This is a genomic window from Cryptosporangium sp. NPDC051539 (assembly GCF_044454545.1).
Classification (GTDB): Bacteria; Actinomycetota; Actinomycetes; order Mycobacteriales; family Cryptosporangiaceae; genus Cryptosporangium.
This window is the reverse complement of sequence record NZ_JBITDV010000004.1, coordinates 262326-286390: the sequence shown is the minus strand read 5'-3', so window position 1 is coordinate 286390 and position 24065 is coordinate 262326. Positions and strand designations below refer to the sequence as shown.

Below are 24065 nucleotides of genomic sequence, written 5' to 3'. Positions count from 1 at the left end.
CTGCGAGTAAGGTCCGCCACATGCGCGATCGCTACCAGCAGCTCGTCTCGTCCGCACCGGGCCGGTTCGTGGCCCGCCGGGTCGGTCTCCCCGAGCCGCCGACGCTCCGCCGCCACCAGGCCGGAGACCCGGTAGCCGCCGGCCCGGTAGTGCTCGGCCCCACGCCCGCCGTTGTGGACGTCCCCGGCACGCCCGTCCCCGGCACGCCCGTCGCCGGTGCGTCCGTCGGCGGCGGGGCCGGCGGCCGGCTGGTGAAGGTGATCCGGCCGATGCTCACCGCGGCCGGAGTCGTCGTCCGCGAGCCCCGCGCGGAGGCGCGCCCGAACGACCCCCGCCCGCACGCGCTCGTCTTCGACGCCACCGGCCTCACCCGCAGCGATCAACTTCACGCGCTGTTCGACTTCTTCGGCCCGCAGGTGCGCTCGATCGCCCCCGGCGGCCGGATCGTCGTCCTCGGCACCCCGCCGGAGGAGTGCGCCGATTCCCGCGAGGCGACGGCTCAGCGTGCGTTGGAGGGTTTCACCCGCTCGGCCGGCAAGGAGATCAAGCGCGGCGTCACGACCCAGCTCGTCTACGTGTCGCGGGGGGCTGAGGACGGCGTCGAATCCACGCTCCGGTTCGTCCTCTCCGGCCGGTCGGCCTACGTTTCGGGTCAGGTGATCCGCGTCGGTGCGTCCGCCGGGTCTCGTCCGGACGATTGGCAGCGCCCGCTCGCGGGGAAGATCGCGGTCGTCACGGGCGCCGCGCGCGGCATCGGTGAGGCCATCGTGGACGTGCTCGCCCGCGACGGTGCCCACGTCGTCTGCGTCGACGTCCCGTCCGCGGGCTCGTCGCTGGCCGAAGTCGCGGGCCGGGCGAACGGTTCGACGCTGACGCTCGACGTCACCGCCGAGGACGCCGGGCGGACGCTCGCCGAGCACCTCCCGGACGGCGTCGACGTGTTCGTGCACAACGCCGGCGTCACCCGGGACCGCACGCTCGGCCGGATGGACGCCGCCCGCTGGGACCTCGTGCTCGACGTCAACCTCAGCAGTGAGGAGCGGATCAACGACGTGCTGCTCGACGGGGGTCTGCTCCGGGCCGGCGGGCGGATCGTCGCGACGTCGTCGATGGCGGGGATCGCCGGAAACCCGGGGCAGACGAACTACGCGACGAGCAAGGCCGGGGTGATCGGAATGGTGCAGTCGCTGGCGCCGGTGCTGGCGGCGCGGGGCGGCACGATCAACGCGGTGGCACCGGGCTTCATCGAGACGCAGATGACCGCGGCGATCCCGCTGGTGATCCGGGAGGCCGGGCGCCGGATGAACAGCATGACCCAGGGTGGTCTCCCGGTCGACGTCGCCGAGACCATCGCCTGGTTCGCGGCCCCCGCCTCGGCCGGCCTCAACGGCAACGTCGTCCGTGTCTGCGGCCAGTCCCTGCTGGGCGCCTGATGGACGCGATCCGCGTCCTCGAGCGCGTGCCCAGCCTCGCGACCCTGTATCCGAGGGCCCTGCTCAAGCGCGGGGGAGGAGACGAGTTGCCGGCCACCCGGCTGGTCCTGCGCGATCTCGCGATCGATCCCGGGCGACTCGCGGACTACTCCCGGGTGTGCGGGTTCGGGCTGGGCTCGGCCCTCCCCGGCACGTACCCGCAGGTGCTCGCGTTTCCGCTGGCCATCGCGCTGATGTCGGAGCGGGCGTTCCCGTTCGGGCTGCCCGGCATCGTCCACATCGGTAACACGATCACCCAGCGCAGGCCGGTCGCCCTGACCGAAGAACTCACGTTCGAGGTGTGGACCGGCAACCTCCGCCGCCACCACCGCGGGCACCAGTTCGACGTGGTGACGGAGGCTTCCGTCGGCGAGGAACCGGTCTGGAGCAGCACGGCCACCTACCTCCGCCGAGGCCCGGCTCCCAAGGGGCGGATACCTAACTTAGGTATGCATGGGGGAGGCCCGCCCAACGGCGGCTCGTCCAGCGGCGGTCCTTCCAGCGCCGGCCCGTCCAGCGCCGGCCCGCCCAGCGGCGGTCCTTCCAGCGCGGGCCCGTCCAGCGCCGGCCCACCCGGTGGCGGCGCGTCCCGCGATGGCGTGGCAGATGGCGGCGCCGCCCGTGGCAGCGCGGCCGGTGATGCGCGGGGTGGTGGCGTGGCAGATGGCGGCGCGGCAGATGGCGACGCGGCCCGTGGCGACGCGGCCGGTAGCAGCGCGGCACGCGGCGCGGCGGTTGGTGGCGCGGCCCATTCCGGCGTTGCAGGCGGCGCGTCCGGTGGTGACGCGCCGGGTGGCGGCGCGTCCCGTGGTGGCGCGGCCCGTGCGGGCGTGGCAGGCGGCGCGTCCGGTGGTGGCGCGTCCGGCGGTGGTGGCGCGTCCGGCGGTGGTGGCGCGTCCGGTGGCGGCGCAGGAGATAGCGCCTCGGCCCGCGACGGCGCCGCGTCCGGTGGCGCCGCGTCCGATGGTGGCGCGTCCGATGGTGGCGCCGACGACCGCGTGCTGCCGCCTACGGCCGTCTGGCGCGTGCCGGCCGGAATCGGGCGGGCGTACGCGAGGGCCTCCGGCGATCGGAACCCGATCCACCTGCATCCGCTCACCGCGAAGCTCTTCGGCTTCCCCCGCGCGATCGCGCACGGCCTGTGGGTGAAGGCGCGCTGCCTGGCCGCCCTCGACGGGCGCCTCCCCGACGCCTACACGGTCACCGTCCGCTTCGGGAAACCACTGCTCCTGCCCTCGACCGTGGACTTCGGCGCGCACGCCCGCGACGGCGGCTGGGACCTCTCGGTCGCCTCCGGCGAGCGCCCGATCCTCACCGGACGGGCGGCACCGACGACGTAGTGCGCCACACCTCACCCCGGACGAGGCTCCCGAGCCCCATCCACAGAACGTTCATCAGCCGGGTGGCCGCGGTCTCGGGCTTCTCGTCCGGGTGGTCGAGCAGCCACTCCGCCATCGACTCGCCGGTGCCGACGAGTGCGTGGGCCAGCGCCCGCAACTCGTCCGGGCCGGGATCGGGCGACCCGCTCGACCGGCACGCACGTGCGAACAGCTCGGCGACGTTGTCGATGACCAGGCGACGGATGGACGCGACCTCACCGGCGAACTCACCCTCGCCCCGGGCCTGCCGGAACATCACGGCCCAGGCGTCCCGGTGCTCGGCGACGAACCGGAAGAACGCCTGCACCGCCGACCACAGCTGCTGCTCCGGCGGCAACGACGGATCGGCGGCCGCGCTGATCGCCTCGGTGAGCTGATCACCCGCCCGCCGGATGCACGCGCTGAACAACTCGCCCTTCGAACCGAGGTACAGATAGACCATCGGCTTCGAGATCCCGGCGCGCACCGCGATCTCGTCCATCGAGGCGGCGTGGAAGCCGCGCTCGGAGAACACAGAGGTGGCGGCATCCAGCATCTGCTGTTCTCGCACGCGCCGCGGAAGGCGTCTGGATGGGCCGCTCACGCTTGCAGCCTACCTATCTCATCAGTAATCTACTCGCGAGTAAGTTTACTGCTCAGTAGTGGCGGATCCTGCGAACGAGGACGCGATGTTCAGCCTTGACCTTGATGAAGAGCAAGAAGATCTCCGGGAATGGGTGCACGGGTTCGCGAAGGACGTCGTGCGACCGGCCGGTCACGAGTGGGACGAGCGTGAGGAAACGCCGTGGCCGGTGATCCAGGAGGCGGCCAAGATCGGCCTCTACGGCTTCGAGTCGCTGGCGACCTGGTGGGCCGACGAGTCCGGGCTCTCGCTGCCGATCGTCAACGAGGAGCTGTTCTGGGGCGACGCGGGCATCGCGATGTCGATCTTCGGCACGACGCTCTGCGTGGCCGGCATCTTCGCGTCCGGGACGCCCGACCAGCTGGCCGAGTGGGTGCCGCAGTGCTTCGGTGACGAGTCCGACCCCAAGCTCGGCGCGTTCGCGGTCTCCGAGGCCGAGGCCGGGTCCGACGTCTCCGGGATGAAGACCCGCGCCCGGTACGACGAGGCCACCGACGAGTGGGTGCTGAACGGCTCGAAGGCCTGGATCACGAACGGCGGCATCGCGAACGTCCACGTCGTCGTCGCGTCGGTCGACCCGGCGCTCGGGACGCGCGGGCAGGCCGGTTTCGTCATCCCGCCGGGCACGAAGGGCCTCACCACCGCGCGCAAGGTGAAGAAGCTCGGGCTCAAGGCGTCACACACCGCGGATTTGTTCCTCGACGACGTCCGGATCCCGGGCAGCTGCCTGCTGGGCGAGAAGGAGAAGTTCGACGAGAGGCTCGCCCGGGCCCGGGAGGGCCGGAGCAGCAAGGGGCAGGCCGCGCTGCGGACGTTCGAGGTGAGCCGCCCGACCGTCGGCGCGCAGGCGATCGGTATCGCCAGGGCCGCCTACGAGTACTCCCTCGACTACGCCAAGGGACGCGAGACCTGGGGCCGGCCGATCATCGAGAACCAGGCGGTCGCGTTCGCGCTGGCCGACATGAAAATGGAGATCGACGCGGCGCGGCTGCTGGTCTGGCGGGCCGCGTGGATGGGGCGCACCGGCAAGGAGTTCGGCGCCGGCGAGGGGTCGATGTCGAAGCTCAAGGCCGGCGAGGTCGCGGTCTGGGCGACCGAGCGTGCGGTGCAGATTCTCGGGGGCGCCGGCTACAGCCGGGAGCACCCGGTCGAGCGCATGTACCGCGACTCGAAGATCTACACGATCTTCGAGGGCACCAGCGAGATCCAGCGCCTGGTCATAGCCCGGGCCATCTCGGGAGCCCGCATCCGCTGAGCACCCCGGACCCGCCGACCCGAACCCTGACCCGGAACCCGACCTGGGCGGCGCGGCCGCGTTGCTCCGGTTGGGCCGCGCGGTGCCGGGGAAGGGATCCGGCATGCCTGAGCACTGGTATCGCGAAGCGGTCGTCTACTGCTGTGACGTCGAGACGTTCCAAGACTCCAATGGAGACGGGGTCGGAGACTTCCCGGGGCTGACCAGCCGCCTGGACTACCTGGCCCGTCTCGGCATCACCTGCCTCTGGCTCAACCCGATCCACCCCACCCCCAACCGCGACGACGGCTACGACGTCGCCGACTTCTACGCGGTCGACCCCCGGCTGGGCACGCTCGGTGACTTCGCCGAGCTGCTCCACGAGGCCGGCAACCGCGGCATCCGGGTGATCATCGACCTGGTCGTGAACCACACCTCCGACCAGCACCCGTGGTTCCAGAGCGCCCGCAAGAGCCCGGACTCCCCGTACCGCGACTGGTACCTCTGGTCCGACAAGGAGCCCGAGGACCGGTACGAAGGCATGGTCTTCCCCGGTGAGCAGAACGAGACCTGGACCTACGACCGCACCGCGAAGGCCTGGTACTACCACCGCTTCTACAACTTCATGCCCGACCTCAACACGGCAAATCCCGAGGTCAAGGACGAGATCAAGCGGATAGCCGCGTTCTGGGTCCAGCTCGGTGTCGCGGGGTTCCGGATGGACGCGGCTCCGTTCGTCATCGAAGCGTCCCCGCAGCAGCCCAAGGACTTCACGTTCCTCACCGACCTCCGCTCGCACCTGCAGTGGCGTCAGGGCGACTCGGTGATCCTGGCCGAGGCGAACGTCGGCGCCGACGAGGTCGGCGAGTACTTCGGTGACGCGGGCGGCTCCGCGAACCGCCTGCACATGCTGTTCGACTTCGCGCTCAACGCCCGCCTGATGCTGGCGCTGGCCCGGGGTGACGCCGAACCGGTCATCGACGCGCTGCGTGACACCCCGAAGCTCCCCGAGGGCGCGCAGTGGGCCACGTTCCTGCGTAACCACGACGAGGTCGACCTCTCCAAGCTCACCGCCGAGCAGCGCGCGGACGTCTTCGCGGAGTTCGGCCCGGAGAAGGAGATGCAGCTCTACGACCGGGGTATCCGCCGCCGGATGGCACCGATGCTGGGTGGCGACCGGCGGCGCATCGAACTCGCCTACGCGATGCAGTTCTCGCTGCGCGGCTCACCGGTGATCCGGTACGGCGAGGAGCTCGGCATGGGTGAGGACCTCTCGCTCACCGGCCGGGACGCGATCCGGACCCCGATGCAGTGGTCGCCGGGCGCGAATGCTGGGTTCTCCGGTGGGAAAGACCTGGTCCGGCCGGTGATCGAGCAGGGCGAGTACGGCTACCCGCACGTCAACGTCGTTTCTCAGCAGCAGAACCCGCGGTCGCTGCTCAGCTGGTTCGAGCGCATGATCCGGACGCTCCGGCAGTGCCCGGAGGTCGGCCTCGGCGCCTGCAGCGTCGTCGACGTGCCGATGCCGCGGCACGTCCTCGCGCACCAGGCCGACCAGCCCGACCGCGGCGCGATGGTGTTCCTGCACAACCTCGCAGACGAGGACGTCACGGTTGATCTGTCTTCTCTGGGGAAATACGCGGAATATCCCTACGAACTGTTGGCAGACAAGGACTATCCACCCGTGGATGACTCATTGAGCACGATCTCGCTCGCGGGCTACGGCTACCGCTGGATCCGGCTGCGCGACAGCCACGGACGGCACACCGGCGGCCAGACCACCCGTGGGGGCCTCGCATGATGGGCGACACCGCGCGGGTCACGTCCGCCGCGTCCACGGCGTCCCCCGAGCAGTTCGAGAGCAAGGTCGGCGCCACGATCGGCGTCGAAGAGGAGTTCCACGTCCTGAACCCCCGCAGCGGCGAGCTGGTGCCGGAGGCGCTGGCGCTGCTGCGCGGCGGTCCGCACGACGGCGAGTACGACCCCGAGGCCGAGCTGCTGCGGTCGGCGATCGAGACCGCGACGCCGGTCTGCACCAGCCTGGCCGAGGTGCGGTCCGAGGTGATCGCGAGCCGCCGGGCGCTGCTGAAGGCCGCGTCCGAGCACGATCTCGCGGTCGCCACCGCCGGCACGGTGCCCGCCTCCGGGACGAAGTCCATGGGCGTGTACCCGAAGGAGCGGTACCAGCTGATGGCCGCCGAGTACGGCCAGCTCGTCCGCGAGCAGGCCGTCTGCGCGTTCCAGGTGCAGGTCGGGGTGCCCGATCGCGACCTGGCGGTCGCGATCGTCGGACAGATCCAGCCGTGGCTGCCGATCCTGCTCGCGCTGTCGGCGAGCTCGCCGTTCTTCGACGACACCGACACCGGGTACGCGTCCTATCGGACGATCGTCTGGTCCCGGTGGCCCACCGCCGGTCCGGTGCACGGCTTCGGCTCCGCCGCCGAGTACGACGAGACGGTCCGGACACTGATCGAGTCCGGGATCATCGTCGACGCCGGGATGGTCTACTTCGACGCCCGCCCGTCGGCGCGATACCCGACCGTCGAGCTGCGGATCACCGACGGCTGCCCGCGGGTCGACGACGTCGTGATGCTGACCGGTCTCGGCCGGGCGCTGGTGGTCACCGCCGCCGACGAGCTCGAACGCGGAGCGGCGAAGGCGCCCAGGCGTCCGGAGCTGCTGCGGGCGGCGAACTGGCGCGCGGCGCGCTCCGGCCTCGCCGGGGAACTGCTGGACCCGACCGGCACCGAGGCGATCCCGGCCGCGGACGCGATCCGGAAGCTGCTGGATCACGTCGGCCCGGCGCTGGAGAGCAACGGCGACGCCGCGGAAGTGGAAACCCTCCTGGCCGACCTGGTACAACGGGGAACCTCGGCGGATCGTCAACGCGAGGCGCTCGGAAAACGAGGAACGCTGAGCGATGTCGCCACTCTGCTCATCGAAGAGACCCGGAGCGGCGTCGACGAATCGTAGGAGAGAAACACCTGGGGTTTGTGCGGCGCGTGCCAATTCCCCGGTCAACTGACCGAAGTGGTCGGTAAGGTGTGAGCCGTGGAACAGCAGGACGTCGAGCCGGAACGGCCCAGCGCAGCACGGGTCTACGACTACTACCTCGGCGGATCGCACAATTTCGCGGTTGATCGTGCGATGGCTGAGCAGGCCATTCGCATTCTCCCGGAATTGCCGGCGAACATGCGTGCCAACCGGGCTTTTCTCCGGCGTGCGGTGCGGTACATGACCGCCGCCGGAGTGCGGCAATTTCTCGACTTAGGGTCGGGAATTCCTACCGTGGGTAACGTCCACGAAGTCGCGTTGGGCGAGTCCCGGGACGCCCGGGTGGTCTACGTCGACGTCGATTCCGTGGCCGTCGCGCACAGTCAGTCCATTCTGGAGCACGTTCCGGAGGCGACGATCGTCCAGGCCGACGTCACCGAGCCCGACACCGTGCTCGCGCAGGCCGCGAGCCGGCTCGATTTCGACCGGCCGATCGGCGTCCTGATGGTGGCATTGCTGCACTTCGTGCCGGACGATCCGCGCGGCCTGATCGTGCGCTACCGCGACGCGGTGGTGCCCGGCAGCTACCTCGCGATCTCCCACGGCACGGCTGACCAGCAGGGTGAGCGCGGCGCGAAGATGGAGGCGCTGTACTCCCGCAGCGCCAGCCCGCTGGTTTCCCGTGACCGCGCCACGATCGAGGGCTTCTTCGCCGGGTTCGAGCTGATCGAGCCCGGCGTCGTGTTCGTTCCGCGCTGGCGTCCCGACCCGGACGCGCTTCCGGCCACGCTGCCACCGGAGAGAACCGCGACCTACGCCGGACTGGGGCGCGTGCGGTGACCGCCCTCCGGGATCCCGGTCCGCCCCAGCCGGATCCCAACGTCGCCGTCGCGAGGCGCTGGGCAGCCGCCATCGGCGACACCAGCTACGTGACGGTCGGCGACGCTCAGCTCGCTCAGCTCCTGCAGGACCTGGTCGACCGCCTCCGCACCGCGGTCCGCGCCGCACCGCCCGACATCGCGACCGCCGAGCGCGCGGGTGCGGCCCTGGTGGGGGCCCACTTCACTGGTGTGGACGCGCTGCAGCGCTCGATCGCGATGCTGGCCACCGAGCTCGATCGGGAGTCGCTCGACCCGACCGCCGTCTGGGCGGTCATCGGGGCGTTCGCGGCCGGCTACACCCGTGCCCTGCGCGAGGTGACGCTCGACGAGCAGGAGTCGATCCGCCGCGCCGACCTGATCGCCCGCACCCGCACCGAGCAGGCGCTCCGCGCGAGCGACGCGCGCTTCCGGGCGGTGTTCAGCGGGGCCGCGGTGGCGATCGGCATCGGCGACGTGCAGGGTGCGCTGCTCGACGTCAACCCGGCGCTGTCGGAGATGCTCGGCTACTCCGCCGACGAGCTGCGCGGCCGCTCGGTGCTCAGCCTGGTCCACCCGGACGACGTCGCGGACGTGGCCGCCGAGGTCTACCGCGCGCTGGCCGAGGGCGGCCGGGAGCACGTCCGGGTCGAGAAGCGGTTCCTGCGCCGGGACGGCGAGTCGATCTGGGGCCTGCTGACGGTCTCGATGGTCCCCGGCGAGGACGGCACCCCCGGCTACGTCGTCGCGGTGGGGGAGGACGTCACCGACCTGCACCGGCTGCAGACGACGCTGCGCTACCAGGCCATGCACGACCCGCTGACCGGGCTGCCGAACCGGGTGATGTTCTCCGAGCGGATGGAGGAGGCGTTCGCCGACTCCCCGGAGGACGCCCGGCTCGGCCTGCTCTTCATCGACCTGGACGGCTTCAAGGTCGTCAACGACACGCTCGGCCACGACATCGGCGACCGGCTGTTGATGTCGGTCGCCGAACGGCTCGACCGGGGGGTCGACCACAACGATCACCTGGTGGCCCGGCTCGGCGGCGACGAGTTCGTCGTGCTGGTCGAGCGCTCCGGCGGCGAGGGCGAGATGACCGCGCTGGCCGAGAAACTGCTGATCGAGCTGGCCGCGCCCTGCCACATCGGCGAACACGTGCTGACGGTGTCGGCGAGCATCGGCGTCGTCGAGGGCCCGGTCGCCGAGACCGACCGGGCCGAACTGATGCGCGCCGCCGACGTCACGCTCTACTGGGCCAAGGGCGACGGGCGGAACCGCTGGGCGCTGTACGACTCGGCCCGCAGCGAGGCCGAGACCGTGCGGCACCTGGTCTCGGCGTCGATGCCGGGCGGGCTCGCGCGGGGTGAGTTCTATCTGGAGTACCAGCCGATCAACGCGCTGTCCGACAGCCGGATGAACGGTCTGGAGGCGCTGGTCCGCTGGCGTCACCCGAAGTTCGGGAAGATGCGCCCGGACGACTTCATCGGCATCGCCGAAGACACCGGGCTGATCGTCCCGCTCGGCCGCTGGGTACTGGAGGAGGCTTGCCGCGAGGCGCGGTCCTGGGCCGAGCTCACGCCCGACCCGCCGTTCATCAGCGTCAACGTCGCCGCCCGGCAGGCCGCCGACCCGCAGCTCGTCGACGACGTGCGGGCGGTGCTCGCGCAGACCGGGCTGCCCCCGGAGCGCCTGCAGCTCGAGCTCACCGAGAGCGCGCTGATGGGCCCGGCGCCGATCGAGACGCTGCACGAGCTGGTCGCGCTCGGCTGCCGGATCGCGATCGACGACTTCGGCACCGGCTACTCGAACCTCGCGTACCTGCGGTCGCTGCCGGTGCACAGCCTGAAACTCGCCTCGCTGTTCGTCGCCGGCCTGCAACCGGAGCCGGAGTGCCCGGGCATCGACGACGTCGACGCCGAGATCGTGGCCACGCTCGTGTCGCTGGCCCGCACGCTGCGCCTGACCGTGACCGCCGAGGGCATCGAGACCGAGACCCAGGCCGAGCGACTGCAGGCGCTCGGCTGTCACCTCGGTCAGGGATACTTGTTCGGCACCCCGATGGCCCCGGCCGCGGTCCGGGCCCTACTGCACTGAACTCGGCCGGCTACTGACCCGGCCAGCTACCGCGGCCCCCACGGACTACTGCACGGAGATGTGGACGTGGTTCTCGTGGTTGCCCGACGGGGTGCCGTCTCCGCTGTAGGACTTCCAGCCCGACCCGGGTAGCCAGATCTGCCGGAACCAGATCACGTACAGCACGCCGAGCCGGTCGGCGTTGTCGACGCCCCAGGCCGCGAGCCGGTCGCCGTAGGCCTTCGAGTCACCGGTGGCGACCCCGCCGAACCCACCCACGTCGGCGGCGAAGTCGCACGCGCGGCCCTTCGGGTGCTCGCCGAACGACGCCTGCCGGAAGCAGTGCGTGAAGTGCGTGAAGCCGTCGGCGCGGGCCTCGTTGTAGGTGTGCAGCATCCGGGGCGTCACGCAGCCGTCGGACGTCGGATCGTCGATGCTGCAGCTCTCCGAGGGCCAGCTGCCGTCGGAGTTGCGTGGCGCGGGCTGTGCGGCGGCCGACGTGCCGCTGAGGAACCCGGCCGACGAGTCGCCGCCGCCGGCCTGCACGAGCGCCCGTTCGGCTTCCGTGCGGCGCGTGGCCATCGTCTTCTCCTGCGCCTTCTGGACCTTGAGCTCCTGCTCGACCTGCTGGCGCTGGTTCGTCAGCTTGGTCTGGGTGCTGCGCAGTTCCTTCAGCGTCTCGCTCGTCTGGCGCGCGATCGTGTCGACGTACGAGGCTTTCGCGACGAGTTCGCCGGCCGAGCCCGAGTTCGCGAGCACGGTCAGCGGGTCGGGCATGCCGCCCTTGTAGGCCTCGGCACCGAGGCGCTGAGCGTCCTCGGTGAGCGTCGTGAGGCGTTTCTCGGTCTCGGCGATCTCGCCGATCAGCGCCTTCTGACGCTTCTGCGAGGCGGCGACCTTGGCCTTGGCGTTGTTGTAGCCGGTCGCCGCGGCGTCCAGCTTCTGGCGGAGCGTGCCGGTGCCGCCTTCGTCGTCGTCCGCGGCCAGCGCGGCCCGGGGTAAGAACGCGACGACGCTGAGCAGCACAGCGAAGACCGTTACGACGACCAGCGGAAACCGTCGTCGAGCCGCGTACGTCACTGTGCGTGTCCTCCGTCGTCGCCAACCGCGGATCCGCCGGAACTGTACCGAAGGCGCCTGGGCAACCGGCGGGCGCGGATCAGGCTGTGGACAACCGATCCCCGGCCTTCACCGTCGAGCGGACAAGGTAAAAAGCCAGGTCAACGGAGATATCGACGGTGAACGGGCACCCCCGGAGCGAAACGTGCTGCTTACTTCACGCAGAGTGAGTTGACGTAGTCTTAAGATGACTCCCCGGCCGGGTTAAGAGCCAGCACGCCGGGATAGTCGGCCACGTGCACGACCACCCCCCGGCCGCTGCGTTTCGCGACGTACATCGCCGAGTCGGCGTGCCGGATCAGGTCGGTCGCGGCCAGCCCGTGCGTCGGGTAGACCGCGACGCCGACGCTCGCACCGATGTCGATCGGCGACCCTTCGAGCTCGAGCGGAGCCTCGATCGCCGCCTTGATCCGCCTGGCGACGTCGGTGGCCTCCTCGATCGCCGACGGGTCCACGAAAGCGTCCCCGGAAACGGCGACCGAAGCGCCGGCGGAAATCTCGACCGGCGCGACGTCCGGGAGCAGGACGCCGAACTCGTCGCCGCCGAGGCGGGCGGCGGTGTCGGCGTCCCGGATCGCGGCCCCGATCCGGGCCGCGACCTCGGTCAGCAGCGCGTCGCCGACGTGGTGCCCCAGCGTGTCGTTCACCTGTTTGAACCGGTTGAGGTCGAGCAGCAACACGCCCACGTGCCGCTGCCGTCGCTCCGCGCTCGCCAGCGCGCGCTCGATCCGTTCGCTGAACAGCACCCGGTTCGCCAGCCCGGTCAGCGGGTCGTGCAGGGACGCGTGCCGGCTGTCGTCGGCCTGACGCTCGATCCGGCGCTGGTACCGGAACAGCACCGTGCCGCAGAGGCTGGACAGAGCGAACGCGACTCCGAACGTCAGCGCCGATACGAACATCAACCGGTTGTTGCGCCGATCGACCCGATCGAGGTAGCGGGTGAGCTGGAACCGCTCGCGTTCGAGGGCCTCCGACGACTGGTCCCGGAGCGAGCTGATACGCAGGTCTGCCTCGTTCGCCAGCACGTGGAGCCGGGTGAGCGAGACACCCTGGCTCTGCGCGGTGACAAGAGTGGTGAGAACGGACGTGTAGGCGCGATAGTCGGTCTGGATCTGCCCGGCGTACGTCTGTTCGATCGCGTCGCCGTGTGATCGCAGCCAGGCGAGGGGCGTATCGGCCGATCCGAGCATCGACGTCAGCGCGCCGCGGGACCGGTCGTCGCTGATCCGGACGAAGTCCTCGGCCGCGTCCTGCTCCAGGTTGAGGCGGGCGAAGACCCGGGCCCAGTGGTCGGCGTGCTGGTTCAGCGTGCGGATGTGGGTGGTGGCCTGATTCGTGGTGACCGTGCCCCAGGAGGCCAGCCCGGCGAGCGTCACGAGCCCGAGCACCGACCCGATCACCGCGAGCCGTGCGACGGCACGCCGTTCGAGCATGGGGGCCCGCATAGTTCTCTGTCGGCAGGCCGGACGTCAGCCTTAGCGGGTAAATCCCGGCTTATACCCTATTTTAAGTGATATGTACCGGGTCGCGGCCACACTGGTTGCTCTGCTCCTCACGCTGACCGCCGGCACCACGGCCTGCGGCGGCGACGCACCCCGCCGGGGGACCCCCTCGGTCGGGCTCGTCGTCACCGATCAGGCCGGGACCCCCGACGATCTGGGGCTCGGCTACGCGGCGGGCGTCGACCGGGTGGGTGGCGTCGACTCGATCGTCACCGGTCCACCGGCCGCGGACGGTCGCCGGCAGGTCAAGATGTTCGCCGCACTGCGCAAACGGGCCCGTGCCGGAATGGCGGTCGAGACGCTCTCGCCCGGGCTGTTCGCCCGCCCGATGGCCGCCGCGGTCGACGACGGTGTGCCGGTGATGTCCGTCGACACCGTGCCGGACCACTCCGCGCGGGTGCGGCTCTACGTCGGCAACGACGACTACGCGCTCGGGACGATGCTCGCCGACCGGATCGTCCAGCGGATTCCCGACGGATCGAGCGCGACCGTGGTGCTCGGGACGTCGGAGCCGGGAGCGCGGGCACTCGACGCGCGGGCACGGGGCCTCCGCGCCCGTCTCGCCGCAGAGCACCCCGGACTCACCGTGCTCGGGCCCTACCGCACCGGCCGGAACGCCGGGGCGAACCGGAAAGCGTGGGAGGCCCTGGTGGCCGCGCATCCGGCCGCGCTCGCGTTCCTGGGCACCGGCGAGAACGACGGAATCAACCTGGCCGCGATCCGCCGCCGCACCCACGGCCTCTGGCTGGCCGGTGCCTACGATCTCAACCCGGAGTCGCTCACCGCGCTGCGTCAGGGCGAGCTGGTCGCGCTGGTCTCGCCCGAGCACTACCTCACGGGCATGATCGCGGGCCAACTCCAGGCCAGGGCCGCCCGCCACACCACGCCGCTGCCGACCGGCTGGATCGTGACGCCCGGCGACGTCGTGACCACGGCGAACGTGGCCGAGTACGAGGAGCGGCAGGCGTCCGCCGCATCGAAGAAGGCCTGGGCGCAGCCGCGGGCGGACGCGTTCCTGAAGGACCTCGGGGCCCACACGCGTCCGCTGTCGGACGCGCGTCAGTAAGGCTGGAAGCCGTCGCGGCGGCGCAGCCGGAGAACGGCCGGAGCCGAGCCGTGCCGTCGCCGGGCCCGGAGCTGGTCGGCGACCGCCGCCGCGCAGGCCAGGACACTGCCGACCACCAGCCCGATCGGCTGACCGGCCACCAGCGAGAACAAGGCGAACCCGGTCGCCAGCGCCACCACCGCCTGGAGCGGCCAGCGCCGATCCCGCCGGGGCGACCGCGGCCGTCCGTTCGCGAGACCGGCCGCGAAGGCCGGGTCGTCCGCGGCGATCCACGCTTCGATCGCCGACAACTGCCGACGTTCTTCTTTGCTCAGCACGGTGGCGCTCCTTCCCCGGCCCGCATCGCCACCGCCCCGGACTGGCTGCCGAGTCGGCCGACGCGTTGCCCACAAGATGGCCCGGATCATCCCTGTCGAAACCTGCCGAACAGGACCGTCTCGAGGCGCTCTTAGGGCGGTCCTCACTAGATCTTTAGATCGGTTGTTCGGAGAACTCTGCCTTATGGATACGGTGGCGCGCATGACAATCGGGGCATCCGACTACGACGTTGCCGTCATCGGCGCCGGTCCGGCGGGTGCGACCGCTGCCCGGGTCGCCGCGGACGCCGGTTGCCGGGTGCTGCTGCTCGAGCGAGCGGTCCTGCCGCGGTACAAGACCTGCGGCGGCGGGCTGATCGGCCTGTCCCGGGCGGCGTTGCCGGTGGGATTCGACGTCCCGGTCCGCGACTCGATCGACCGCTTCACGTTCACGCTGGGCGGCCGGCTGAGCCGGACCTGGCAGACCGGCTCGCCGGTCATCGACCTGGTCTACCGCGACGAGCTGGACGCGGGCCTGACCGCGCTCGCGGTGGACGCCGGAGCGAAGCTCGAAGAGGGCGTCACGGTCAACGGGCTGGAGCGGGCGCCCGACGGGGCGACGATGCGGCTCCGCACGTCGGCCGGTGAGGTGTCGGCCCGGGCGGTGGTGGGGGCCGACGGCACGTCCGGGCGGTCGGGCACGTACGTCGGCGTGACGCTCGACCAGATCGACCTGGGGCTCGAGACCGAGTTCGCCCGGCCCGACCCGGCGGCCGGAGACTGGGCCGGTCGGATCCTGATCGACTGGGGGCCGCTGCCCGGCTCCTACGGCTGGGTGTTCCCGAAGGGCGACGCGCTGACCGTCGGCGTCATCGCCGCCCGCGGGAACGGCGCCGCGACCCGGGAGTACCTGGCCGCTTTCGTCGATCGTCTCGGCCTGACCGGGACGCCGGAGCTGCGGTCGTCGGGCCACCTGACCCGGTGCCGCGCCGAGGACTCGCCGGTGTTCCGCGATCGGGTACTGGTCGCCGGGGACGCCGCCGGCCTGCTCGAGCCCTGGACGCGTGAGGGCATCTCGTTCGCACTGCGGTCGGGGAAGCTGGCCGGCTCCGCGGCGGTGCGGGTCGCCGCGGCTACCGGGGAGAACGCGCTCGGGTTCGCGACCGCGGGCTACCGGGCCGGGGTCGAGTCGGTGTTCGGCGCCGAGATGCGGGCCGGGCGCGCGTTCCACACCGCGTTCAGCCGCCGACCGGCCTGGTTCCACGCCGCGATCGCCACCGCGCCCCCGGCGTGGAACGTCTTCCGTCGCTTCGTCACCGGTGAAACCACGCTGTCTCGCCTGGCGTCCCACCGGGCGGTGGACCTCACCCTGCGTGCCCTCAGTTAGCGGCGGCCATCGAGAGACGGAGTACGTGCTGGACGAGACGGACGAGGGCGTCGCGGCTGGACGAGCGCTCACGGGCGTCGCAGAGCACGACCGGTACGCCGGGATCCAGGTCGAGCGCCGCGGCGATGTCGCTCACCGTGTGCGCCTGCACGCTGTGGAAGCAGTTCACCGCGACGATGAACGGCGTGCCCTGCCGCTCGAAGTAGTCGACCGACGGGAAGCAGTCGGTCAGCCGCCGGGTGTCGGCCAGTACCACCGCACCGAGCGCACCACTGGACAGTTCGTCCCAGAGGAACCAGAACCGGTCCTGGCCTGGCGTCCCGAACAGATAGACGACCAGGTCGTCCTTGAGCGTGATGCGACCGAAATCCATCGCAACGGTCGTCGTCTCCTTGCGGTCGGTGCCGCTCAGGTCGTCGACGCCGATGCCGACGTCGCTCAGCACCTCTTCCGTCGACAGCGGCGGAATCTCGCTCAGCACCCCCACCATCGTGGTCTTGCCGGCGCCGAACCCTCCGGCCACCAGGATCTTGAGTGCGAGCGGGACCTCGATCTCACCCACGGTCTCAGATCGCTCGAAGTCCATCGATCACTGCCTCCAGGAGACGGCGGCTCTGCAGCTCCGCCGTAGTCGGTGCCGGCCGGACGACAACGCATCCCGCGCCGACCAGGTCATCGATCAGAATCCGGACCACCCCGAGCGGAAGGTCGAGGTGGGCCGCCAGTTCGGCGATCGAGATCGGACGCCGGGCGGCCTCCAGGATGTGACCGTGCTCGGGTTCGAACCCCGAGCCGATCGGCACGGTGTCCTGGACCGAGAGGACCAGGGCGACGACGTCCAGCTCCTGCGCCGGACGAGTGCGCCCCCGCGTCATCGCGTAGGGCCGGACGATCGGCCCCGCTTCGTCGTCGTACCACGTGCCGCCCGGACCGGCTCTCACATCTGGTCACCTTCAACCTGGCTCTGCGCCGTCGAGCGCGGCGAGGTGGTCAGATAGGTGCCGACCCGCGTCACGAGCATCGCCATCTCGTACGCGATCAGCCCCACATCGGACTCCGCGTCGCCCAGTACCGCCAGGCAGGCACCACGGCCCGCGGCGGTCACGAACAGGAACGCGTTCTCCATCTCGATGATGGTCTGACGGACGGCGCCGCCACCGAAGTAGCGTCCGGCGCCGCGCGCGAGGCTCTGGAATCCGGAGGCGACCGCGGCGAGGTGCTCGCCGTCTTCCCGGCTCAGCCCGCGCGAACCGCCGATCAACAATCCGTCCGAGGAGAGCAGCACCGCCTGCGCGGCGTGCGGCACCCGGTCAACCAGGTCGTCGAGCAGCCAGTTGAGTTCCCCGGTGGCTCTCGCCGTCTGTGTCATCGCTCGCCCTCCAGCGCGCCATTGTTCATCCCCCGACCGGCCGGTACCTCGTCCGAACGCGCCGATTCGCCGGTCGTTTCGTCGGGGGGTTCCTCCGCCGCGGAGATGGTACGCGCCGCGTTTTCCCGTCCCAGCACGGAGCCGCGCTGGTAGGAGCCCATGACGGCACGGATTTCCTCGGGGGAGCGGGTGGTGGTCGGTTCGATCGGAGCCTGCGGCATTCCACTTCCCTCGCGGAGGGGAGCGGCCAGGTTCGCTTGCCGGACCCGCCGGGGTAGCCCGCCCGGCGCGTTCGGCGCCGGTGGCGCCTCCGCGCTCCGGACCGGCCCGCCCAGACCGTTCGGCTGGCCCGGGCCGTTCGGCTGCCCGTTCGGCAGCCCCGGACCGTTCGGCCCGCCCAGACCGTTGGCGGCGGCCAGTTCGGCCAGGCCCCGTTCGGCGGGGAGGCTCCGCTCGGCCGGGGCGCCGTCGGCCGGAGTGGCGTCGGCTGCGGGTTCGTCGTCCGGTGTGTCGCGGACGGCCCGGCTGGCGAGGGGTGCACGGGCCACTCCGCGCGGACGGAAGTCCACGTCCCACACGCCGGAGGACGCCGGAGGGGTCGGGTTGGCGGTGGGCTCCGGGTCTTCCGGGAAGGCCGACTCCCGGGTGGCCATCGGCGACCCGGGCCCGGGCGCCGGCGGCTCTTCGGGAGCCGGCTCGGGAGGAGCCGCGGGGCCGTCCGGACGCGGGCCCTGGCGCTCCCGGCGGGGGAGCCCGGTCGGGCCGTTGCTGGTCAGGTTCTCCCACCCGGCGCCCGGGTCCCGGCGCACCAGCGGCGGGGTCCCGTTCCCGCTCCCGTTCGGAGCCGGCGACGGGGTGGCCGCGTGCCGGGGGCCGGTGGACAACGCCGACGGGCCGTAGTCCGCGCGCAGCGCGTAGTTCGCCTCGGCCGCCTCCGCGGCCGCGATCATCGGATCGCTCTGGGAGGCCGGCTCCGGCGACCGGGGCCGCCACGCCGTCTCGGCCGGCCACGCCGCGGGCTCCTCGTATGGCCGGGCCGGGGGCTCCTCGTACGGCCCGGCCGGCGCTGCTTCCTGCTCGCCCGGCTCCACCGGCGGCGCGACGTTCAGCGCCTCCAGTGCCGCGACGGCCTCGTCCGGCCCGAACGCCCCGCCGGACGCCCGGTCGGACTGCGCCGCGGTCGGCACGGACTCGACCGGCAGCGGCGCGATGCTGAGCGTCGGCGGCACGTCCTGCGCCGGCGTCACGACCGGTGGCGTGCGGTGCCGTCCCTGCTCGGGCGTGATCACCATCGCCGCGGGCAGCAGCACGATCGCGGTCGTCCCGCCGAACGGCGACCCGCGCAGCACCACCTTGATCTCGTGCCGCCGCGCCAGCTGCCCGACCACGAACAGCCCGAGCCGCTCGCTGTGCAGCAGGTCGAACTCCGGTGGTTCGGCCAGCCGGGCGTTCAGCGTCTCCAGCTGGTCGGCGGGCATCCCGAGCCCACGGTCCTCGATCTCGATCGCGAACCCGGCCGGTACCAGTTCACCCGAGACGTGCACGGTCGTGTGCGGCGGCGAGAACGTCGTCGCGTTCTCGATCAGCTCCGCCAGCAAGTGGATGACGTCGCTGACCCCGCGCCCGGCGAGCGAGGTCCGGGTCGCGCCGATGACCCGCACCCGCGCGTAGTCCTCGACCTCCGCCACCGCGCCGCGCATGACGTCGATCAGCGGCACCGGGTTGCGCCAGCCGCGGCCCGGCGTCGATCCGGAGAGGACGATGAGGTCCTCGGCGTGCCGCCGCATCCGGGTCGCCAGGTGGTCGAGCTGGAACAGGTCCTCGAGCTCGTCGGGCTCTTTCTCCCGGCGCTCCATCGCGTCCAGCAGCGTCAGCTGCCGGTGCACGAGGGCCTGGCTGCGCCGCGCGAGGTTCAGGAACACCTCGCGGACACCGCGCCGCAGGTCGGCCTCCTCGACCGCGACCTCGACCGCGGTCGAGCGGGCTGCGTCCATCGCCGCCGCGACGCTGGCGACCTCTCTGATCGTGAACCCGCTCATCGGCTGCACTTCGGCGTTCACGTCGACGCTCTCACCGGCCCGGAGCCGCCGGACGACCGCGGGCAGCTCCACCGACGCCAGGTTCTGCGCCGACCGCTGGACGCCGACCAGCTCGGCGACGAGCGAGCGGGCGATCCGGATCGAGACCAGGATCGACACGACGACCGCGATCAGGCCGAGCAGACCGGCGATGACCAGCAGGGCGATCGTCCGGTACCCGGTGGGCTTCAGGAACTCGGTGAACCGCAGGGCCGCACCCCGGCTGAAGTCGGCGTAGGCCTTGGTCACCGCGGCGCTGGTGGTGTCCCAGTCGGCCGCGTTGATCGGCGGGCGGCCGGTGCGGCTGCCGTCCCGGATGATCGAGTCCTCCATGTCGGACAGCCGCCGGTTCTCGGACGGATCGTCGAGCCCGGCGAGCGCCTCCTGCTCCTCGGGCGGGTACTTCTGCTGCACGTTGACGAGCAGGTACCGGCGGGTGTTGATCAGGCCGACCGTGCGGTCGTACTCGTCGGGCTGGAAGCTTCCGGCGGCCAGCGCGCCGGCCACGATCGCCGACTCCTGGCTGAAGATCTCGGCGGCCTCTCCGAACTCCAGCAGGCCGTCGCTGCGGTGCCCGCGGCCCGGCTCGTGGACCGCGCCCAGTGCGTACAGCGTGGTGAAGATCTTGGCGATCAGGCCGCTGAAGTAGTCGGCCACGGTCATCCGCGGGCTCGCGCCGGTGTCGATCCAGGCGCGTTGCTCCGGCAGCTCCCTCGCCGCGTCCACCAGGGCGTCGAGCTCCGGGCGCAGACCGTCGGAGTAGCGGTTGTCGAGCGCCTTCCGTTTGAAATTGGCGTAGGCCCTGTCGGTGGTCTTGCGCGCGGCGGCCAGCTCGGCGCTGTTGCGCCGGCCCGCGCCGACGTCGACGACCGAGATCTTGCGCTCGACCTGCAGAGCCTCGGCCAGAGTCGCACCGGGAAAGCCGATCTCGTTGGAACGGCCGGAGACCGCGAGCAGCGTGACCGCATCGGACAGCGCGACGCTGGCCGCGATCGCCCACAGCACTACCAGTGTGATCAGCGGCAGCGCGAGGAGGGAAACGAGCTTCGCCAGGACTGACCGGCTGCGGAACTTCATCGCACCTCGCACCGACGGGCCCGGGTCGGCACCTGAAGGTGCGCCGGAGGTTGCGTTGATGCAGGACCGACCCGGAATTGTCCTGCGGGCGGACGCTAGCAAAGTGACGGTTGAGGCGACAAGGACTGTTCTTTTCAGGACTGTCAGGACCGGTGGGACCGGTGGGACCGGCGTTACAGGTGAGACGCGTTCCCGTCACCGCGTGTTCTCGTCGAACGACACCCCGGGACGTACGACTTAACCGGTTTCGACTTGATCTGCGGCAGTAGCTGCCAAATCCACTGATCGGTGCGATTCTGAGACGAGTTGTGACTTCCCGGAAGGAGTCGTGGATGACCCGCCCCGGTTGGATCGCCACCCTGCTCGCCGCGCTGCTGGGCGCGACCGTGCTGGCCGGTTGCTCGGGCGACGACTCGTCCGACGACAGCGGGACGCTGACCGTCTGGAGCCTGGAGAACCAGGCCGACCGGGTCGCCGCGACCGAGAAGGTCATCGCCGAGTTCACGAAGAGCACCGGAATCACGGTGAAGTACGTCGGCGTCGACGAGAACCAGTTCAGCAAGCTGGTGATCGCCGCGGTCGCGGGCGGAGACCTCCCGGACGTGATGGGCGCGATCCCGCTGTCCGCGTTGTGGTCGCTGAACGCGAACGAGCTGCTCGATACGGGTGCCGCGAACGACGTTCTCAGCACGCTGGGCCCGGAGACGTTCACGCCGCGCGCGCTGACGCTCACGAGGGACGGCGACCGGTCGCTCGGCGTCCCCAGCGACGCGTGGGCGCAGTTGCTCTTCTACCGGACCGACCTCTTCACCAAGGCCGGGCTGGCCGCGCCCGACACCTACGAGAAGATCGCCGCCGCGGCACGCGAGCTGACCGCGGGCGGTCAGGTCGGCATCACGTCGGCGACCGTCGCCGACGACGCGTTCACCGCGCAGACGTTCGAGCACCTGGCCCTGGGCAACGGCTGCGAGATGGTCGACGACGGCGGGAAGATCACCATCGGTAGCCGGCAGTGCGTCGACGCGTTCTCCTTCTATCAGAAGCTGCTCTCCACCAGCTCGGTGAAAGGCGCGCAGAGCGTCGACTCGACCCGCGCCACCTACTTCTCCGGCCGCGCCGCGATGGTGATCTGGTCCTCGTTCCTGCTCGACGAGCTCGCCGGGCTGCGCTCCGACACGCTGCCGAACTGTCCGCAGTGCCAGTCGGATCCGTCCTACCTGGCCAAGAACACCGGCGTCGTCACCGCGATCAAGGGCCACGACGGTCCGAAGCCGGCTCAGTTCGGCGAGGTCGTCTCCTGGGCGATCAGCGCTACCGCGCAGACCGCCAACGCGAAGAAGTTCGTGCAGTTCATGATGTCCGACGGCTACGCCCGCTGGCTGGGGCAGGCGCCCGAGGGCAAGGTGCCGGTCCGCACCGGTGACGCGTCGAACAGAACCGTCTATGTGGACGCCTGGCGCAAGCTGCCGGCCGGGGTGGACAAGAAGGCCCCGCTCGCGACCGTGTACCCGGCGGCCCTGGTCGACCAGCTCGTCTCGTCGATCGGCACGTTCGACCGGTGGGGCATCGAACAGGGCCAGGGCAAGCTGGTCGGGGCCACGCTCGCCGAGCTACCGGTCGCGAAGGCCGTGAACGCGCTGACCAGCGGGCAGATCGACGCGTCCGGGGCGGCGTCCCGCTGCGACGACGAGATCGCCGACATCAAGAAGAGCATCGAGTGAGCCGGGGTGAGACGAGGACCGGCTGGGGGCTGCTGACGCCGACGCTGGTCATCGTCCTGGTAGTGGTCGTCGCCCCGATCTTCTGGACGATCCTGCTGGCGTTCCAGCGGGTCAGGGTGATCGACCTGCGCCGTAAAGGACTGTTCGGCAGCTTCACGACCCAGAACGTCGAGCGGGTCTTCGGCAGCCCGGGATTCTGGGACACGCTCTGGACGACCGTCGCCTACACGGTCGGCGGGGTGGGCCTCTCGATCGGGCTCGGGCTCGCGGCCGCGCTCGCGGTCCGCCACCCGTTCCGCGGCCGGACGCTGGTCCGCGCCTCGTTCCTGCTGCCGTACATCGCGCCGGTCGTCGGGGCGACGTTCGTCTGGCAGACGATGCTCAACCCGGAGTACGGCGTCCTGAACGCCTGGGGCACGAAGCTGCTGGGCTGGGACCGGCCGGTCGACTTCCTCAACCAGGTCTCCGGCACGTTCCTCGGGATGCGCGTGCCGACCGCGCTGATCACCGTGATCCTGTTCGAGGGCTGGCGGTACTTCCCGTTCGCGTTCCTGTTCCTGCTGGCGCGGATGCAGGCGCTGCCCGGCGATCTCGAGGAAGCGGCGCTCGTCGACGGAGCCACCCCGAGCCAGCGGTTCCGGCACGTCGTCCTGCCGCAACTGCTGCCGGTGATCGCGGTGCTCTCCGTGCTGCGCTTCGTGCTGACGTTCACCAAGTTCGACGACGTCTACCTGCTCACCGGCGGCGGTTCGGGAACCGAGGTGGTCAGCGTCCGGGTCTACGACTTCCTGACGAGTCGCGGCGACATCGGGGCCGCGTCGGCCGAGGCGTTGGTGCTCGCGGTGGCGCTGGCGCTGTTCATCGGTGTGTACCTCCGCCTGGTCGGGCGGGGGAGGCCGGCATGAGCGCGGCGGCTCCGGTGGCCGGCCGCCGGCGGTGGGATCGCGACCGGGTCGAGAACGTCGTGTTCGGCGTCGCCCGCTGGGTCACGATCGTCGTGCTGACGCTCGTCAGCATCTTCCCGTTCTACTACATGGTGCTGCTGTCGTTCCGGCTGATCCAGGACGTGCAGCTCTCGCCGGCTTCGATCGCTCCCACCGGACTCGATCCGAGCGCGTACGGCGAGGTGCTGAAGTCGGTCGCGGACGGCGGCCAGGGCTTCGTCCGGTTCATCGGGATCAGTGCGGTGGTCTCGGTGGCGACGGTCGTCGTCACGCTCGCGGTCTCGATCCCGGGTGCGTACGCGGTGACCCGGCTGCGGTTCGCCGGGCGGCGGCAGGTGGACGCGCTGTTCCTGGCCGTCTACCTGTTCCCGGCGATCGTGCTGGCGATCCCGCTGTACGTGGTGCTCAGCCGGCTCGGGCTGCGGGGCTCGCTGGTCGCGCTGGTGCTGGTGTACGTGGCCCAGACCGTCCCGGTGACGCTCTACATGCTGCGCGGGTACTTCGCCACGATCCCGGTGAGCCTGGAGGAGGCGGCCCAGCTCGACGGATGCGGGCGGCTGGGCGTCATCTGGCGGGTGAGCCTGCCGCTCTCACGTCCGGCTCTGGCCGCGACCGCGCTCTACGTCTTCATGATCGCGTGGAACGAGTACCTGTTCGCGCTGCTGTTCCTGGTCGAGCGGCGCGACCGGTGGACCGTGTCGCTCGGGCTGTCCCAGCTGGCCGGCACGATCGAGATCCCGACGACCGTGCTGATGGCGGGATCCGTGCTGCTCACGGCCCCGATCGTCGCGTTGTTCTTCGCCGGTGAGCGGCTGCTCGTCGAAGGCTTGACCGGAGGTGCCGAGAAAGGCTGAGCGCTGAGACAGGAGGCCGGT

The 24065-nt window shown here is 71.1% G+C and carries 20 protein-coding genes; 12 read left to right on the top strand and 8 right to left on the bottom strand.

The features are described from left to right. Positions 1 to 20: 20 nt before the first annotated feature. Together ACIBZJ_RS14965 and ACIBZJ_RS14960 are read left to right on the top strand one after the other, a co-directional pair. Positions 21 to 1433: a 3-oxoacyl-ACP reductase gene (locus ACIBZJ_RS14965; protein WP_395929621.1), complete on the top strand. Its 1413-nt coding sequence runs from the start codon at positions 21 to 23 to the stop codon at positions 1431 to 1433. Next, positions 1433 to 2812, top strand: a complete 1380-nt coding sequence (locus ACIBZJ_RS14960; RefSeq protein WP_395929619.1) for a MaoC family dehydratase — start codon at positions 1433 to 1435, stop codon at positions 2810 to 2812. The genes ACIBZJ_RS14965 and ACIBZJ_RS14960 overlap by 1 nt, the downstream gene beginning before the upstream one ends. Here ACIBZJ_RS14960 and ACIBZJ_RS14955 read toward each other — a convergent pair. Then, positions 2784 to 3386, bottom strand: a complete 603-nt coding sequence (locus ACIBZJ_RS14955) for a TetR/AcrR family transcriptional regulator (RefSeq protein WP_395930230.1) — start codon at positions 3384 to 3386, stop codon at positions 2784 to 2786. The two genes, ACIBZJ_RS14960 and ACIBZJ_RS14955, sit on opposite strands and share 29 nt — an antisense overlap. A gap of 133 nt (positions 3387 to 3519) precedes the next feature. Here ACIBZJ_RS14955 and ACIBZJ_RS14950 point away from each other — a divergent pair, with 133 nt between their 5' ends. From ACIBZJ_RS14950 to ACIBZJ_RS14930, 5 genes are all read left to right on the top strand, one after another. Next, positions 3520 to 4728 carry an acyl-CoA dehydrogenase family protein gene (locus ACIBZJ_RS14950; RefSeq protein ID WP_395929617.1) on the top strand — a complete coding sequence of 403 codons (1209 nt, stop codon included), beginning with the start codon at positions 3520 to 3522 and terminating at the stop codon, positions 4726 to 4728. A 103-nt stretch (positions 4729 to 4831) separates the two neighbouring features. Beyond that, on the top strand, positions 4832 to 6508 hold the full coding sequence (locus ACIBZJ_RS14945; RefSeq protein WP_395929615.1) for an alpha-amylase family protein: 1677 nt from the start codon (positions 4832 to 4834) through the stop codon (positions 6506 to 6508). Beyond that, positions 6505 to 7680, top strand: coding sequence for a glutamate--cysteine ligase (locus ACIBZJ_RS14940; RefSeq protein WP_395929613.1), 1176 nt, complete (start codon positions 6505 to 6507; stop codon positions 7678 to 7680). The genes ACIBZJ_RS14945 and ACIBZJ_RS14940 overlap by 4 nt, the downstream gene beginning before the upstream one ends. 78 nt (positions 7681 to 7758) lie before the next feature. Further along, positions 7759 to 8541, top strand: a complete 783-nt coding sequence (locus ACIBZJ_RS14935) for an SAM-dependent methyltransferase (protein ID WP_395929611.1) — start codon at positions 7759 to 7761, stop codon at positions 8539 to 8541. Next, entirely contained in the window at positions 8538 to 10652 is a 2115-nt protein-coding gene (locus ACIBZJ_RS14930; RefSeq protein WP_395929609.1) for a putative bifunctional diguanylate cyclase/phosphodiesterase, read from the top strand. The genes ACIBZJ_RS14935 and ACIBZJ_RS14930 overlap by 4 nt, the downstream gene beginning before the upstream one ends. A 45-nt stretch (positions 10653 to 10697) precedes the next feature. Here the strand turns inward: ACIBZJ_RS14930 and ACIBZJ_RS14925 are convergent, their stop codons facing one another. Both ACIBZJ_RS14925 and ACIBZJ_RS14920 read right to left on the bottom strand, forming a co-directional pair. Continuing rightward, complete coding sequence (locus tag ACIBZJ_RS14925; RefSeq protein WP_395929608.1) at positions 10698 to 11711, bottom strand: coiled-coil domain-containing protein; 1014 nt, start codon at positions 11709 to 11711, stop codon at positions 10698 to 10700. A gap of 221 nt (positions 11712 to 11932) precedes the next feature. Further along, the gene (locus ACIBZJ_RS14920) at positions 11933 to 13183 is read right to left on the bottom strand and encodes a diguanylate cyclase domain-containing protein (RefSeq protein ID WP_395929606.1); all 1251 of its coding nucleotides are present in this window, start codon (positions 13181 to 13183) and stop codon (positions 11933 to 11935) included. Positions 13184 to 13265: 82 nt separating this feature from the next. Between ACIBZJ_RS14920 and ACIBZJ_RS14915 the strand changes: the two genes are divergently transcribed. Next, a complete protein-coding gene (locus ACIBZJ_RS14915; RefSeq protein WP_395929604.1) occupies positions 13266 to 14318 on the top strand; it encodes a sugar ABC transporter substrate-binding protein in 1053 nt (350 codons plus the stop codon). Here the strand turns inward: ACIBZJ_RS14915 and ACIBZJ_RS14910 are convergent. Beyond that, positions 14312 to 14635 (bottom strand): DUF3040 domain-containing protein, encoded by a 324-nt coding sequence (locus ACIBZJ_RS14910; protein ID WP_395929602.1) that lies wholly within the window; start codon positions 14633 to 14635, stop codon positions 14312 to 14314. The genes ACIBZJ_RS14915 and ACIBZJ_RS14910 overlap by 7 nt on opposite strands. Positions 14636 to 14837: 202 nt before the next feature. Between ACIBZJ_RS14910 and ACIBZJ_RS14905 the strand changes: the two genes are divergently transcribed. Then, a complete protein-coding gene (locus ACIBZJ_RS14905) occupies positions 14838 to 16001 on the top strand; it encodes a geranylgeranyl reductase family protein (protein ID WP_395929600.1) in 1164 nt (387 codons plus the stop codon). Here the strand turns inward: ACIBZJ_RS14905 and ACIBZJ_RS14900 are convergent. The 4 genes from ACIBZJ_RS14900 to ACIBZJ_RS14885 are packed head-to-tail and all read right to left on the bottom strand — an operon-like array spanning position 15994 to position 20525. Then, entirely contained in the window at positions 15994 to 16587 is a 594-nt protein-coding gene (locus ACIBZJ_RS14900; protein WP_395929598.1) for a GTP-binding protein, read from the bottom strand. The two genes, ACIBZJ_RS14905 and ACIBZJ_RS14900, sit on opposite strands and share 8 nt — an antisense overlap. Then, complete coding sequence (locus ACIBZJ_RS14895) at positions 16568 to 16942, bottom strand: DUF742 domain-containing protein (protein ID WP_395929596.1); 375 nt, start codon at positions 16940 to 16942, stop codon at positions 16568 to 16570. Before ACIBZJ_RS14895 ends, ACIBZJ_RS14900 begins: the two co-directional genes overlap by 20 nt. After that, positions 16939 to 17370, bottom strand: a complete 432-nt coding sequence (locus ACIBZJ_RS14890) for a roadblock/LC7 domain-containing protein (RefSeq protein WP_395929594.1) — start codon at positions 17368 to 17370, stop codon at positions 16939 to 16941. Before ACIBZJ_RS14890 ends, ACIBZJ_RS14895 begins: the two co-directional genes overlap by 4 nt. Beyond that, entirely contained in the window at positions 17367 to 20525 is a 3159-nt protein-coding gene (locus ACIBZJ_RS14885) for a nitrate- and nitrite sensing domain-containing protein (protein WP_395929592.1), read from the bottom strand. Before ACIBZJ_RS14885 ends, ACIBZJ_RS14890 begins: the two co-directional genes overlap by 4 nt. 332 nt (positions 20526 to 20857) lie before the next feature. Between ACIBZJ_RS14885 and ACIBZJ_RS14880 the strand changes: the two genes are divergently transcribed. From ACIBZJ_RS14880 to ACIBZJ_RS14870, 3 genes are read left to right on the top strand one after another with little or no spacing between them, the layout of a single operon-like run. Then, positions 20858 to 22246 carry an ABC transporter substrate-binding protein gene (locus tag ACIBZJ_RS14880; protein ID WP_395929590.1) on the top strand — a complete coding sequence of 463 codons (1389 nt, stop codon included), beginning with the start codon at positions 20858 to 20860 and terminating at the stop codon, positions 22244 to 22246. After that, positions 22204 to 23151, top strand: coding sequence for a carbohydrate ABC transporter permease (locus ACIBZJ_RS14875; protein WP_395930228.1), 948 nt, complete (start codon positions 22204 to 22206; stop codon positions 23149 to 23151). The genes ACIBZJ_RS14880 and ACIBZJ_RS14875 overlap by 43 nt, the downstream gene beginning before the upstream one ends. Then, complete coding sequence (locus ACIBZJ_RS14870; RefSeq protein ID WP_395929587.1) at positions 23148 to 24044, top strand: carbohydrate ABC transporter permease; 897 nt, start codon at positions 23148 to 23150, stop codon at positions 24042 to 24044. The genes ACIBZJ_RS14875 and ACIBZJ_RS14870 overlap by 4 nt, the downstream gene beginning before the upstream one ends. Positions 24045 to 24065 lie beyond the last annotated feature (21 nt).